The organism is Mycobacterium sp. (genome assembly GCF_049802695.1).
GTDB lineage: Bacteria > Actinomycetota > Actinomycetes > Mycobacteriales > Mycobacteriaceae > Mycobacterium.
Genome location: NZ_JBARMY010000302.1, coordinates 1 through 13,619 on the forward strand (window position 1 = coordinate 1; position 13,619 = coordinate 13,619).

Genomic DNA, 13,619 nt, shown 5'->3' on the forward strand with positions numbered 1-13,619 from the left:
ACCCACCGCAGCGCGATGGCTCGTTCCACCAGCACCCAGGTGACCAGCACCCCCAGGGCGATGATCGGCTCGGGGCGCAGGCCGTTGTTGAACGGCAACCACGCGGCCAAGAACACCGCGCCCGCGGTGAAAATCGCGACCCGATTGGCCGCCAGACCGCCCCGGCCCGGACCTAACCGCCGCAGCATCCAGTGGCCGATGATCAGCCAGCAGCCGATCCCGGCCAGCGTGGCCGGCAGCCGCATCCACACACCGGCGGTGCTCACCGACGCCAACTTGCTCAGCAGCGAGAGATACCAGTCGAACGGGGCGTCCGTCGTCCCGAAGTACCGGTAGAAGTTGGCGACGTAGCCGGCTTTCGGTGCGACCCGGGCGATCGTCAGGTTGTAGCCGTCGTCCGACGAGGTGGCGCCGATGACGTGCCAGACCAGCAGTGTGGCGATCACACCGAGGTCGGCGACCCAGACTGCCGCCCCCACGCGGCGCCCTGAAGCAGCCCGGCCACCTCGGCTGCGACGGTCGAGGACGGCCATCGCGACGATGGCGACCAGGACGGCCAACGCTCCGACGGCCATCACGATCCTCTTGAGGGCTGTGGGCGCGGTGATGAACCGGGTGTCGACGTCGATGCGGGCCGACAACCCCGGCTGCGCCGCCACTTTCAGGTCGGTGAAGATTCCGCCGACTTGCGGTTTGTTCTCCGGCGGCAAAACCCCGGCGGCGCCTGGAATGCCGATGAAGTCCGCGCCCGCGCCGCCGCCGCCACCCCAGAGATGCAGCACGCTGCAAGCTCCGGCGGCGATCGCCGGCCTGGGTGCCACCGCGGCCACCGAATCGCGGAACGCGACGACGACCACGTCTTTGTCGGCGCGGACGAACAGCCCGCTCTTGCCGGCCTGAAACCCCTCCGCGGGCAGCGTCGAGAGCACCAGGCCGCCGGCGGGCGGCAACGTGGCGATCGCGGGGCAGGGGATCGAGATGTCAAGAGCCTGGGGTGCGCCGGACACCAGCGGAGCGGTGATGCCGGTGACGTGGCCGTCAGGGGTGGCGCCTTGCGGCCACAGGATCTTCGCGGTGGTCTGCTTGACCGGGAGCAACGGGACCACGCTGCACAGCAACAGTCCCGCGATTCCCGCGACGACGGCGATCAGCCGCGCGGTGTGCCGCGCCGATCGCTCATTACCGTCCTGGGACACGAGGCTCGATCGTATGCGATCGGTCTGGGTGTCTGGCTGCAGCAGGGCCGTCGCCAAGCCGGCCCGGCGACGCAAATCATCAGTGCCGCAGCGGCGCGGGACTCCACAGGCCGCTGCGGGTCATCGAACCGAGGTCGAGGCGCGCCGGCGCCGCATCCTGGTAATACGGCGTCAGCTGCTGCAACGCGCCCCAGTCCCGGAACCAGTCGTCCTTCAAATAGCTGGGCACGGTGGTGGCGCGGTCGAGCAACTCGGTCACGCCCAGCGGGCCGCCGCCGTTGTTGTCCATCACCGGGGAGTTGGCCTCGGCGCCGAATCGGTCGGGCAGGATGCGCCACTTCGGTGCTTCGATGACACCGTTGCGGTGGTCGAACGGGCGTTGGCACGGGAATGCCAGGCCGACCAGCCAGTCCAGCAGTACCGGCTCATCGGAGCCCACCACGTCCTGCAGCGTGCGCAGATGCGGTATACGCGGCGGCGTGACGGCGATCCAGTGTTGCGGCGCCAAGTCCTCGTCGCCGGCGACGACGCGAACCTGGCTGGCGTTGGGGGGTATCGCGGACAACGGCGCCCGCAGATTGCGCCAGGCCGGTTGCGCCCCGACGTCACCGAAGCTGACGGTGCCGCCGGGTTTGCCGTCGGCTGCTCCTTGATCAGTGGCCCACTGGACTTCTACCTCGCGCGGGTCGAACCGGCCCGCCGCTGACACCACCAGCAGCGGCCCGGCCGCATCGCGCTCGGCTTTTGACGGCAGCCGGTACCAGGCCGAGCGCAGCCTGGCAGGTACCTGCACACCCGGGCGCCAACTACCCAGGACCGGGATGCGGGCCGGGTCCAGGTTGTACGGCAACCGGGCACGGGACCCGTTGATTCCCGGCGCGGCCGTAGTGCCGCCTTCGGTGCCGGCTTCACTGCTGGTGATCAGCCCGTCGTTGTCCAGGAAACTGCGATCACCCGGGCGTTCCATCACCGGGTCGGCTGAGACGTCGGCGGGAATACCGTTGGGGTCGAAGCCCTCGGCGAAACCCGCGCTCAGCGCATCCTGGGCCGGTACGCCCACTGGGCTGAGCATGCCGTCGTTGGGGTCGAGTTCGACCAGCACGTCGTCCGCCAGTCCGCAGGTCTTACCGGTCCCCAAAACGGGCAAGGCCTGCAGGTTGGAACGGCCCACCGACCACGCCGGATACTGATCGGTCATCGCCAGAGTCAGCGACAGCACCTCGAAGAACACCAACGCCCAGGCCGCGATCGCCAGCGGGGAATGCAGGGCTCGGGTCAACCTCGAGTCCAGTCGGGGCTGCCTGCCCCGCGACGAGCCGTCGCTGAGGAAATGGATCCACGCCGCAACCAGCAAGGTGAGCACCGTCAACCCCAGCAGCAAGGTGGTGAAGCCGAACTGCCATTGCGGGAACGCATTCGACCATGGCACGCCGAAGTTCGACACATACCACCAGCCGTTGACGCTGGCGAACGACAGCGCCGTCACGAACAGCACCAGGGCCGCGAACAGGGTGCGGTTGCGCCGGGAGCGCATCGCGGCGGCCGTCACGGCGACAGCGGCCAACGCCCCCAGCGAGCCGGCGACGCCGGCGAACACGCCGAAGTGGTGGGTCCACTTCGTCGGGGTGAACATGATCGCGATGAACGAGATGATCGTGATGCCGATGATGCGACGGGTGGGCCCGGCGGCCGTGCCCGGAATGCGCCCCTTCCGCAACGACACCGCCACCGACACCGCGAGCGCCACCAGCAACGCCAGCACGGCGAAGCGGCGGGCGACCGACCCGTCCGGGCTGGCCATGAACAGGCGCTCGTAGCGAATATGTTCGTCGAACCAGCTCAGACTCGGTCCCACCGCACGCTTGACCACGCTGGCCTGAAGTTCGCCGGCGAAGGTCTGGTCGCGGAAGATCAGGATCACGGTGACCGACGCCGCGGCGACGATCGGCGTCAGCAGCGGCAGCACGCCAAACTGTTGGGATCGGCGGCGGATGATCGTTTGCAACGGTCCGACCGCGACCAGCAGGGCACCGATCGACGCGATCCCGGTCGGCCCGGAGAACAACGTCAGCGCGCCGACAATGCACGCGACTGCGACCGGTAACAACCTGCTGGTGGCTACCGCTCGTTCCACCGAGCACCAGGTCAGCAGGATGCCCAGCGCGATGATCGGCTCGGGGCGCAATCCGTTGTTCAGCGGCAACCAGAACGCCAGGAAGACGCCCGCCGCCGTCCACGCCGCGGCGCGGGAGTGTTTGACCGCGTCACCGAGTCGGGGAATGACTTCCCGGCTGATCACCCACCAGCACGTCAGCGCGATGACCAGCGTTGGCAGCCGCATCCAGATGCTGGCGGTGGTGACGTGAGCCCACAGCGCCAGCAGGTCGTAATACCAGCCGAACGGCGCCTCGGGCGTGCCGAACCAGCGGTAGTAGTTGGCCATGTAGCCGGCATGTTCCGACACCCTGGCCATGGTCAGGATGTAGCCGTCGTCGGCGGTGTTGGCGCCGACGAAATGCCACCACACCAGCACCGCGGTGACCAGCACGTCCAGCCCGCTGAGCGACCACCACCGCGGAGGCAGGAAGCGGCGGTGGCGGGTACCGTCGGCGCGGTCCAGGATGTTCAGCGCGACCAGTGCGGCGACGGTCAGCACCACCCCGAGCACCATCGCGGCCAGCTTCACCCAGGTCGGCGCACTGCTGTAGCGGGTGTCGACGGTCGCCGAGAAGCTCAAGCCCGGTGGCGCCGGACCGGACAGGTCGGTGAAGACGCCGACGATCTGCGGTCGAAAGTCGTAGCCGCCACGCTCACCGCGTAACGGCGAGCCGGGATGCTCGGCGTCGGGTCCCTGGGTCAGCCCGACGAACTCGGCGGTCACCTTGTCGGCGTGCGCGACGAACGTCAACTGTCGGCAGGCCGGGCTGAGCACCTGGCTCAGCGGTGCCACCACAACTGGGACGTTGCGAACCACGACGACCAGGTCGTCGTTGGCCCGTTCGATCAGCAGGCCGCGGTCGACGGCTTTCGGCGCCTGCTTTGGCACGGTCGACAGCAGCACCGTTTTTGCGGCGCTGCGCGGTCCGGCCAGCCCGGCCGCGGCCTGGCAGGGGATGCTGATGCGTAGGTCGGTGGCGACGTAGCCGATCAGCGGCGCCTCGACGCTGGAGAACACCCCGTTCTGGGGCCAGTTCAATTCGGCGGTGGTCTGTTTGACCGGCAGCAGCGGAGTGGCGAGTGCGAGGGCCACACCGAGCAGTCCGGCGATCACGGCGACGACCCGGGCAACCCGGTAGTCGCGGCTGGTTCGGTCGTTCACCGCTCGGGCGTCGTCTCGGGCGGTCTGGGCGTTCGCCTGCGCGGCGGTCACGCTGCTAGATGGTAGTGGCCCGTCAGGTGCGGTTTCAGTGGACATCAGTCGTGTGCCGCCGGTGTGCGGATGGCCAGCACGAACGGGCCGATGGTCTGCACGTTGAACCGCGGGTCGGCGAACAGCGCGGCCTTGAGGTCCACGGTGTAGCGGCGGACGTTGGGCTGGTTGGGGTAGACGTCCTCCGCCAGCCGCAGGGTGTAAGTCTCGTTCGCGCCGCGGCGCAGCAGGAACACCGTCGGCGGCGGCCAGGGCAGCGTGTCAAGGGCCCGGACGAACTGGTCGGCGGTTTTCAGCTTGGACCAACTTCGGATCTGCGCTGCCCGCAGGTCGAACTGCGCGAGCGGATTGGCGTAGTGCGACGTCAGCCCTTGGAAGCCGAAATAAGGATAGAAGGACAAAAAGCTGTAATCGGCCGTCAGCACGATGGTCTGGTCGCGCGGTCTACCGGTAACCTGGGTGATCACCGTGTCGACGGCGGGGTAGTACTTCTCCGAGCCTGGTGGACGACGGTCGCCACGCTGGCCGTGGCCGTCGGTGTCGGTGTAGGCGATCGTGATGTCCGGTCGCAGCACCTCGGGAATGTCCTGGCTGAATCCGATTGCCCCGACCAGGCCGAGAGCCGCGGCGACCGGCAACACACCGCGGCCCCATGCCCGTTCCCGGCCACGCGCCGACAGTGCACTGGTCAATTCAATGACGCCGAACGCCCCGGCCGCGGCCAGCAGCACCGTCAGCGTCGATTGCAGCCGGAACGATAACAATGTGGTGCGCGCCAGCGTTGTGAGCATCGACAGCAGCGACCACAGGTAGACGGCCAGCACGCCGATCGCCAGGGCCGCAGCCCGCACCGCCGAGCGGGCCCGCACCACCAGCCACACCGTGCCGATCATGCACAGCACGCCGAGCAGGGTGAATTGCAGCATCGGGAACGTCAGCTGCGCCCCGTCAGCGGGCAGGTAGTGCCAGGCGCTACCGGTGTTGCTGACCGGAGCGTGGCCGGCCCGCAACAGGAACGGCAGCCAGGTGGTGGCGGCGATGGCGGCCGCGATGACGGCGACGCCGAGCAGCCGGACCAGCGGGTCCAGCGCCGCGCGAATCCCGTTCCGCCGCCACCGGAAGGCGGCCAACAGCAGCGCCATCACGACCAAGGTGAACGCGCTGTAAGCGAACAGCAGCGTGTAAAAGGTGGCGGTGAAGCCGAGGAAGATTCCTGTACCCAGCACAGCGGCCCAGCCGCCGGCCTCGGGCGCGGGCGTGACGCTGTCGTCACGTTCGGGGTCCAACGTGACGCTGGTTTCACGCTCGCGCGATCCTGCCCGCAGGCCCGACCACGCCAGTACCAGCACCGGGGGCAGCAGCACAGTGATGATCGCTGAATACGGCTCGGGCGAACTGTAGGCCAGCGTCACCGCGGTGGTCGCGGTGCTGACGATCAGCGCGACTTCGAACCGGACCATCCGCCACCACAACACCAGTGCCAGCGCGACGGCGATCGTGATCGAGGTGATGGCCCACGGCTTATAAATCTCCCAGCCAGGGGAGCCGGTCAGCGCCGCCACCCGCCCACCTATCCAGAACCAGCCCGGTGGGTAGAACGCGGGCAAGCCCTGGTAGGTCATGTCGCACAGCGCCGGGGAGTCAGTCAGCCGGGTGAGGTACTCCGTGCGGAACTGCTGATCGACAGAGATGCCGAACAGATACAGCTTGGTTGCGCCCAGCGGCATGGCCAGCGTCACGACGGAGAACGTGGACGAGAAAATCAGCGCGCCCAGCCGGGCCACCAGCTGACCGGCCGGTCTGCCGCCGCGCCACAGCCAGCCCACGGCGATCAGGCCGACGATGCAGACCACTTGCCCCACGGTGGTCAGCGCGTGCAGTTGATTCGACGACGGATAGGCCGGCCACTGCACACCGCGGATGGCGGTGAGCGAGAACACCGACAGCCCGGCGGCAATGATCGCCGCGACGGCCAGCTGGCCGGCCGTGCCCAGCGCGTTCCGCATCTAGATGGGCAGCTTGCGGAAGATCGGCCGTGGGATATGCCGCAGCACCATCATCACGTACCGGAAAGCGCCAGGCGCCCACACCAGCTCTTTGCCCTTCGCGGCCGCGGTCACCGCCAGATCGGCGACGTATTCCTTGTCGACGGTTAACGGCGCCTCTTTGATGTGGGCGCTCATCCGGGTCCGCACCTGGCCCGGTCGGATGACCAGAACGTGGACACCGCTGGGCTTCAACGCCTCACCGAGGCCGAGGTAGAAGCCGTCAAGGCCGGCCTTGGTGGAGCCGTAGACGAAGTTGGACCGTCGCACCCGCTCACCGGCCACCGTGCTCATCGCGATGATCTGACCGAAGCCCTGTGCGCGCATCTTCTCGCCCAACAGCACACCCACCGAAACCGCTGCGGTGTAGTTAATTTCGGCGATCTGGACCGCTTTGCGCTGATTCTGCCACAACTCTTCGGCATCACCGAGCAGGCCGAACGCGACGATCGCGACGTCGACATCGCCGTTGCTGAACGCCGCGTCGATCACCTGGGGATGGCTGTGGCTGTCGACGGCGTCGAAGTCGATGAGCTCCACCGACTTCGCGCCGGCGGCCTTCATCTGCGCGACGGCGTCGTCGCGGCCGGGATCGTCGGGCAGCGCAGCGAGCACGATGCGGGCGTGCGCGTTCAGCAGGTAGCGCTCGCAGATCGCCAGGCCGATCTCCGAGGTGCCGCCCAGCAGCAGGATGGTCTGCGGATTGCCCACGGCGTCGAGCACCATCTACAGCAGCTCCAAACGTCGGGCCATGTCCGAGGCGAAGACCCCGGTCGGATCGACCTTGCGGCGTAACGCGATCCATTCGTCTACGCGGGGGTACATGGCGTGGAACACGTCGGCGGTGGTGCGGTTGTCTTTGCCGGTGTAGAGCCGGCCGCCGAATTCCAGCACCCGCCGGTCGAGTTCGTTGAGGAATTCGTTGAGCCCGGGTTTGATCGGAAAGTCGACGCAGACGTTCCAGCCCGGGATCGGAAAGCTCAGCGGGGCACGGTTACCGGGCCCGAACAGCTTGAACACGTTGAGAAAAGAGTAGTGGCCGGAGCGCTGGATGTCTTTCATGATGCCTTTGAACTCGTCGACCGCCTCGGTGGGCACCACGAACTGGTATTGCCCGAAACCCGCTGAGCCGTAAGCCCTGTTCCACTCACCGAACATGTCCAGCGGGTGGTAGAACTGCGTCAGGTTCTGAACCTTCCCGCGGTAGGTGCCCGATTTGCGGTACCACAGTTCACCGATCGGAACGAAGGTCAGTTTGTTCATCAACCCGTTGGGGAAGATGTCGGGGAAGGTAAGTAATTGCGGCGCATCGAATTTCAACGGATTGCGCTGCAACTTCTCGGGCAGTTGATCCAACCGGGCCAACGATCCGCGCGAGATCGCGGCGCGGCCCAGTTTCGGCGGTGCGCTGATCGCGTCGAACCACGCGCTGGAATAGGTGTAGTCGGCTTCGCTGCCGTCGCTGTGGAAGGCGATGGTCTCGTCGAGACCGTGCGTGACGTCGCCGTCGGCGATGAAATATGCCGTCTCGGTCGGTGTCATCTCGACGGTGGCGCGCAGCACGATACCGGTCAGCCCGTTGCCGCCGACGGTGGCCCAGAACAGGTCGGCGTCCTCGCCGTCGGGGGTGATGTGGCGGATCTGACCATCGGCGGTCAACAGTTCCATCGAGCGCACATGGTCGCCGAAGCTGCCCGCGCTGTGATGATTCTTGCCGTGAATGTCCGAGGCGATGGCACCGCCGACGGTGACTTGTCGGGTGCCCGGAAGCACCGGCACCCACAAGCCGAACGGCAGCGCAGCCTTCATCAGCTGGTCGAGGCTCACCCCGCCGTCGACGTCGGCCAGTCCGGTGTCGGCGCTGACCGAGTGGATGCGGTTCAGAGCGGTCATGTCGATGACCAGTCCGCCGCCGTTCTGCGCGTTGTCGCCATAGGAGCGGCCCAGCCCGCGCGCGATGACGCCACGCCCGCTGGAGTCGGCCGCCCGCGCGACCGCCTCGGCGATGACCTCGGGGTCAGGGGTGGACAGCAGCTGCGCGACCGACGGCGCGGTGCGACTCCACCCGTGCAGCCGGGCGGTGGTGGTGGACAAATCGCTGCTCAACATCGACACAGAGGGTACCGCTTACTGCTCCCGGGTCAGCGCAGGCGAAAGATCACCGAGCGCTGCACGATGAAGTTGATCACCGACGCAGTGCCCTGCGCGATGACGAACGCGACGGGTACCGCCCACGGGTGCTCGTGGTAGTGGAAGGCGTGCAGGCAGAAATGGTTGATGCCGACCTGCGTGACGAAGGTGATCGCATACAGCGCCATGACGGCGAGGAATCGCGCGGTGCTCGGCGCAGCCTGGAAAGTCCACCGCCGGTTGATCAGATACGCGGTGATCGTGCCGGCAACGAAGCTGGTCGCTTTGGCCGCGTCGATTTGCAGGTGAGTCACCAGATCAAGGAACCGGTAGAGGCCGAAATCGACGATTGCCGACAGCGCCCCGGTGACGACGAACCGCCACGCCTGCGTCGTGAGGCTCAACGGCGCGTGAGCGGGAGCGATCTCGGCCATCGCGGGAAGTGTACGTGCTCGGACGGCCGGTATAGCGGTCGCGACCGGCGCGGCCGCTCATGAAGACGAGTTAGTCCGTCAGTGCCGAGCAGTGAGACTCGTCAGCGCCTAGTCACACTTGTCGGCGACCGCGACCGCGACCGCGACCACGGCCGCGACCACCGCGGCCGCCGAGTGCGTCCTTCACCTTTTCGCCGGCGTCTTTCAGGTCTGACTTGACCCGGTCGCCTGTTCCCTGGTTTTCGAGGCTACGGTCGCCGGTGGCGCGGCCAACGGTTTCCTTCGCCTGACCCCTTAGCTTCTGGATTTTGTTTCTGGCCTTATCGATCGCACTCATGACGGGCCCTCCTTTGCCAGCCCTTCGCATACCCGTGCTGGGCGGTGGCCAATCGGCAACCCACTAAAGCCGATGACGAACGATGCCGCCGGACTGGCGCTGCCGCGGTCGCTTCCGAAGTGATCCAGCTGCTGCTCTGCCCATGCTCGCCGATATCAAACACCCGATTACCGACCTCAGTACCTGGCTTCAGGCGTTCAACACCTTCGCTCCAGCGCGGCTTCATGCGGGTGTGAACGTCGAGCACATCTGGCAGCCGGACGACGACCCGCATTACATACTGGTCAACCTTGAAATTCGAATCTAGATCGGCCGCGGCTCGACTCGGGGCGCGCCCTGCATCGGCGCAGCGTCAGACCCAGTACGGCACTCGGGCGCGGTACTGGCGCATCGCGGCCGCGGCGAACACCCAGCCGAGGGCCGTCAGCACCAGCACCACCGTCCAGTGCCGCAGCTCCTGATGGGCGCCCAGTAACGGCGCGCGCACGATGTCGAGATAGTGCAGCAGCGGATTGAACTCGACGATCTTCGACCAGCTTCCCGCGCCCTGCTGGCGCAGCGTCTCGTCGTTCCAGATGATCGGCGTCATGAAGAACAGCAGCTGCACTACGGAGAACAGCAGCGGGCCGATGTCGCGGTACCGGGTCGCCAGGATGCCGAAGCACAGCGACACCCACACGCAGTTCAGCACGATCAGCGCCAACGCCGGAATGACCGCCAGGTCGGCCCATGACCACGGCTTCGGGAAGACGATCGCAATGACGACGTAGATGACGATGTTGTGCGCGAACAGGATCATCTGCCGCCACACCAGTCGGTAGACGTGCACCGACAGCGGGGTCGGCAACTGTTTGATCAGCCCTTCGTTGGAGACGAACACGTCGGCGCCCTCCAGGATGGCGGCGTTGATCAGATTCCAGATGATGAGCCCGAGGGTGACGTAGGGCAGGTGCACCGCCAGCTCGAGATGGAAAAGCTTGGAGTACAGGCCACCCATCGCGACCGCGGTGGTTCCGGTGGCAATCGTGATCCAGAACGGCCCGAGCACCGAGCGGCGATACCGCTGTTTGATGTCTTGCCAGCCGAGGTGCAGCCACAGCTCGCGGCGGCGGTAGCCGTCGATCAGGTCACGACGGGCCCGGCTCAGGGTTTTCGACTGGGCGGCGGCATCAACTACGGCCATCTGCGCCGCTCCTCCTCATCGCTTCGCTCTGCATCGTCGCCGGCGCGCGTCACGGCCACTCCTTTGGTCGGGCGAACCGTTCGCGACGGCCCAACCGGCGCAGCCGGAACCACTCCAGCAAACCCTTCGCGTCGCGACGCGAGACCAGGAAGAACCAGCCGAACCGCACCCATTCCTGCGGCAGGAGTTTACGCAGGCCGGGCTGCGCCAGCAGATAGCCGCGGTTGCGGTAGGTGAAGTATCGCTTGGTCGCGTCATCGGGGTACTGGGTATGCATCCGGCCGCCCAGAATCGGTTTGAATTCCGCAGTTCCGCATGGATGCAGGTAAGCGGCGTCCAGGCAGGTGCCGAACGGCAGGCCGGACCGAACCAGGCGGCGGTGCATCTCGACCTCGTCACCGCGGATGAACAGTCGTAGATCGGGCACCCCGATCGCATCGAGCGTCGACGCCCGAAACAGCGCTCCGTTGAACAGCGAGGCGATGCCGGGCAGCAGATCCTGGCCCGGCGCGGTGCGCAATTCGTCGACCCGCCTGCGCCACACCAGGCCACGCCGCAACGGGAATGCCAGCCGGGCGGGGTCGTCGGCATTACACACCATCGGCGAGACCTCGGCCAGCCCGTGCCGCTCGGCGGACGCCAGCAGGGTCTCCAGCACCCGGCTGCCCTGGGGGTGGCCGTCGTCGTCGGCCAGCCACACCCAGTCGGCGCCGTGCGCCAGGGAGTGCAGCATGCCCAGCGCGAAACCGCCGCCGCCGCCGAGGTTTCGACGCGAACCCAGGTATGTGGTCGGGATCGGCTGACCGGCCACCAGGTCGCGGACCCGCTCGTCGGCACCGTTGTCGACGACGATCAGGTGATCCGGCAGCCGGGTCTGGGTGGTCAGGACGTCGAGGGACTTGGCCAGTTCGTCGGGGCGCTGGTGGGTGACGACGACGGCGCACACTTCAGTCATGCGCCGCTCCTCCTCATCGCTGCGCTCTGCATCGTCGCCGGCGGGTCAGTCATCACCGGACGCTGTTCCCGCGAGGTGTTGACCGGTCTCGGCCAACACCTCGCGCACATGACGGGCAGCGTCCTCGCCCTCGTAGGCGCGCACGACGTCCTCGATGCCACCGGTGAGCCGCACGGTGCCGTGGTCGATCCACATCGCGGTCTTGCACAGTCTGGCCAGAAACTCGTTGGAGTGGCTGGCGAACACCAGAATGCCGGAGCGCTGCACCAGGCGCTGCAGGCGGGACTGCGCCTTTTTCAGGAAATCGGCGTCCACCGCGCCGATGCCTTCGTCGAGCAGCAAGATCTCCGGATCGATGCTGGTCACCACGCCCATCGCCAGCCGGACCCGCATCCCGGTGGAGTAGGTCCGCAGCGGCATCGCCAAGTAGTCGCCCAGCTCGGTGAATTCGGCAATCTCGTCGACTTTGGCCAGCATCTGTCGCCGGGTCTGCCCCAGGAAGAGGCCGCGGATGATGATGTTTTCATAGCCGGAGATCTCCGGGTCCATCCCGACGCCGAGATCGAACACCGGCGCTACCCGCCCGCTGACCGTGGCGGAGCCGCGCGTCGGCTCGTAGATGCCGGACAGCAGCCGCAGCAGCGTTGATTTGCCGGCGCCGTTGTGCCCGACCAGGCCGACCCGATCGCCGAGGCTCAGCGACATGGTGATGTCCCGCAACGCTTCGACGACCATCACGTTGGAGGTGTTGCGGCCGATGGTCCCGCCGGCTTTGCCCAGGAACGTCTTTTTCAGCGACCGTGACTTGGCATCGAAGATGGGAAATTCCACCCACGCGTTGCGTGTCTCGATGTAAGGCCCGCGTGTCGACACCGCTGTCTGCTTACAGGTACTGCCCGTGCCCGCCGCCGCGGCCGATGCCCGGCGGCAGCGCACCCTGGCGCATCTGCTCCAGCTGGGCGCGGGCAGCCATCTGCTGGGCGAACAACGCGGTCTGGATGCCGTGAAACAACCCTTCCAGCCAGCCGACCAGCTGCGCCTGGGCGATGCGCAGCTCGGCGTCCGACGGTGCGGCGTCCTCGCTGAACGGCAGGGTGAGACGGTCGAGTTCGTCCCGAAGCTCGGGCGCCAGGCCTTCTTCGAGTTCGCGGATACTGGTGGCGTGGATGGTGCGCAGCCGGTTGCGGCTGGCGTCGTCCAGCGGTGCGGCGCGGACCTCCTCGAGCAGTTGCTTGATCATGGTGCCGATCCGCATCACTTTCGCGGGCTGCTGAACGAGGTCGGCCAGCGACCGGTCATCGGAGTCGGAGTCGTCCCGGCCGGAAACCAGTCGGGGATCGATGTCGCCACCGATGATTTCGATGTCGTCGTCGCCGTTGCCGATACTCAATTGAGTCACTCTCCTTTTCGCCTCTTTCAGTCCATGACGCGCGAGCCGATCAACGCCTGATGTGGGAATCCGTCGCGGCCAGGCCCTCGCTGGGTCCGCGCCATTCGTAAATGGTGGCTCCACCGTTGTCGTAGATCCTTGCCCACGACTTCGACTTGTCCAGTGACCTTAGTCCGTCGGGAATGACGAATCCCCGCACTATCGGCGCGCTGAGCAGGACGTAGCGGATGTTGAGTACCCGGACGGCCTCCCGGGCACGCGGATTGGTGTCCGCATCGTCGGCGTAGGCCCAGAAGGTGAAGCGGTAATAGCCGGGGCCCTGCTGGAACGGGTAGTCGTAGTGCGTCCACAGCGGATGCAGGTCGGCCACCGCGTACATCCAGGCGGTGCCGTCGGTGTTGCCGTTGCCGATCAGGGTCTGTTTGGCTCCGGGCAGGGCGGCAAGATAGGCCATCGCGTCGAGATCTCGCCGGTCGATGATGACCGAGTCGTACTTGTCGCCGAACAGGAACCGGTGCCGCGGGAAGTAATGCCACTCGCTGAGCAGGCTGACCGCCACGATCAGCAGCACCGTGGCGG

General features: G+C 66.9%; 13 protein-coding genes. 1 reads left to right on the forward strand and 12 read right to left on the reverse strand.

Translation table 11 applies throughout. The annotated features are described in order from the left end of the window. From WA317_RS12320 to WA317_RS12350, 7 genes are all read right to left on the reverse strand, one after another. Nucleotides 1–1,196, reverse strand: a 1,196-nt coding sequence (locus WA317_RS12320) for an arabinosyltransferase domain-containing protein (RefSeq protein ID WP_425173297.1), incomplete at its 3' end; no start/stop codon positions are given. A 79-nt stretch (nucleotides 1,197–1,275) separates the two neighbouring features. Continuing rightward, nucleotides 1,276–4,611, reverse strand: coding sequence for an arabinosyltransferase domain-containing protein (locus WA317_RS12325; RefSeq protein ID WP_425173298.1), 3,336 nt, complete (start codon nucleotides 4,609–4,611; stop codon nucleotides 1,276–1,278). Further along, complete coding sequence (locus WA317_RS12330) at nucleotides 4,611–6,572, reverse strand: galactan 5-O-arabinofuranosyltransferase (protein ID WP_425173299.1); 1,962 nt, start codon at nucleotides 6,570–6,572, stop codon at nucleotides 4,611–4,613. The genes WA317_RS12325 and WA317_RS12330 overlap by 1 nt, the downstream gene beginning before the upstream one ends. Next, nucleotides 6,573–7,337 carry a decaprenylphospho-beta-D-erythro-pentofuranosid-2-ulose 2-reductase gene (locus WA317_RS12335; RefSeq protein WP_425173300.1) on the reverse strand — a complete coding sequence of 255 codons (765 nt, stop codon included), beginning with the start codon at nucleotides 7,335–7,337 and terminating at the stop codon, nucleotides 6,573–6,575. It lies immediately after the preceding gene. Further along, the gene (locus WA317_RS12340) at nucleotides 7,338–8,720 is read right to left on the reverse strand and encodes an FAD-binding protein (protein ID WP_425173301.1); all 1,383 of its coding nucleotides are present in this window, start codon (nucleotides 8,718–8,720) and stop codon (nucleotides 7,338–7,340) included. It lies immediately after the preceding gene. A gap of 32 nt (nucleotides 8,721–8,752) precedes the next feature. Then, nucleotides 8,753–9,175, reverse strand: coding sequence for a GtrA family protein (locus tag WA317_RS12345; RefSeq protein ID WP_425173302.1), 423 nt, complete (start codon nucleotides 9,173–9,175; stop codon nucleotides 8,753–8,755). Nucleotides 9,176–9,287: 112 nt separating this feature from the next. Next, complete coding sequence (locus WA317_RS12350; RefSeq protein ID WP_425173303.1) at nucleotides 9,288–9,512, reverse strand: CsbD family protein; 225 nt, start codon at nucleotides 9,510–9,512, stop codon at nucleotides 9,288–9,290. A gap of 82 nt (nucleotides 9,513–9,594) precedes the next feature. On the opposite strand from WA317_RS12350, the gene WA317_RS12355 reads away from it, so the two are divergent. Continuing rightward, complete coding sequence (locus WA317_RS12355) at nucleotides 9,595–9,819, forward strand: hypothetical protein (RefSeq protein WP_425173304.1); 225 nt, start codon at nucleotides 9,595–9,597, stop codon at nucleotides 9,817–9,819. 45 nt (nucleotides 9,820–9,864) lie between these two features. Here the strand turns inward: WA317_RS12355 and WA317_RS12360 are convergent, their stop codons facing one another. The 5 genes from WA317_RS12360 to WA317_RS12380 all read right to left on the reverse strand — a co-directional run. Beyond that, a complete protein-coding gene (locus WA317_RS12360) occupies nucleotides 9,865–10,695 on the reverse strand; it encodes an ABC transporter permease (RefSeq protein ID WP_425173305.1) in 831 nt (276 codons plus the stop codon). 49 nt (nucleotides 10,696–10,744) lie between these two features. Then, nucleotides 10,745–11,650, reverse strand: coding sequence for a glycosyltransferase (locus WA317_RS12365; RefSeq protein ID WP_425173306.1), 906 nt, complete (start codon nucleotides 11,648–11,650; stop codon nucleotides 10,745–10,747). 45 nt (nucleotides 11,651–11,695) lie between these two features. Beyond that, entirely contained in the window at nucleotides 11,696–12,523 is an 828-nt protein-coding gene (locus WA317_RS12370) for an ABC transporter ATP-binding protein (protein WP_425173307.1), read from the reverse strand. Between the two features lie 10 nt (nucleotides 12,524–12,533). Further along, on the reverse strand, nucleotides 12,534–13,070 hold the full coding sequence (locus WA317_RS12375; protein WP_425173309.1) for a bacterial proteasome activator family protein: 537 nt from the start codon (nucleotides 13,068–13,070) through the stop codon (nucleotides 12,534–12,536). Nucleotides 13,071–13,089: 19 nt separating this feature from the next. Beyond that, nucleotides 13,090–13,619 (reverse strand): DUF6541 family protein (locus tag WA317_RS12380; RefSeq protein WP_425173308.1); only part of this gene is annotated, 530 nt, incomplete at its 5' end.

Coding starts and splice junctions, on each gene's coding strand:
- WA317_RS12345 (WP_425173302.1), bottom strand. CDS start 9,175: ATGGCCGAGATCGCTCCCGCTCACGCGCCGTTGAGCCTCACGACGCAG.
- WA317_RS12365 (WP_425173306.1), bottom strand. CDS start 11,650: ATGACTGAAGTGTGCGCCGTCGTCGTCACCCACCAGCGCCCCGACGAA.
- WA317_RS12335 (WP_425173300.1), bottom strand. CDS start 7,337: ATGGTGCTCGACGCCGTGGGCAATCCGCAGACCATCCTGCTGCTGGGC.
- WA317_RS12355 (WP_425173304.1), top strand. CDS start 9,595: ATGCCGCCGGACTGGCGCTGCCGCGGTCGCTTCCGAAGTGATCCAGCT.
- WA317_RS12325 (WP_425173298.1), bottom strand. CDS start 4,611: ATGTCCACTGAAACCGCACCTGACGGGCCACTACCATCTAGCAGCGTG.
- WA317_RS12350 (WP_425173303.1), bottom strand. CDS start 9,512: ATGAGTGCGATCGATAAGGCCAGAAACAAAATCCAGAAGCTAAGGGGT.
- WA317_RS12340 (WP_425173301.1), bottom strand. CDS start 8,720: ATGTTGAGCAGCGATTTGTCCACCACCACCGCCCGGCTGCACGGGTGG.
- WA317_RS12360 (WP_425173305.1), bottom strand. CDS start 10,695: ATGGCCGTAGTTGATGCCGCCGCCCAGTCGAAAACCCTGAGCCGGGCC.
- WA317_RS12330 (WP_425173299.1), bottom strand. CDS start 6,572: ATGCGGAACGCGCTGGGCACGGCCGGCCAGCTGGCCGTCGCGGCGATC.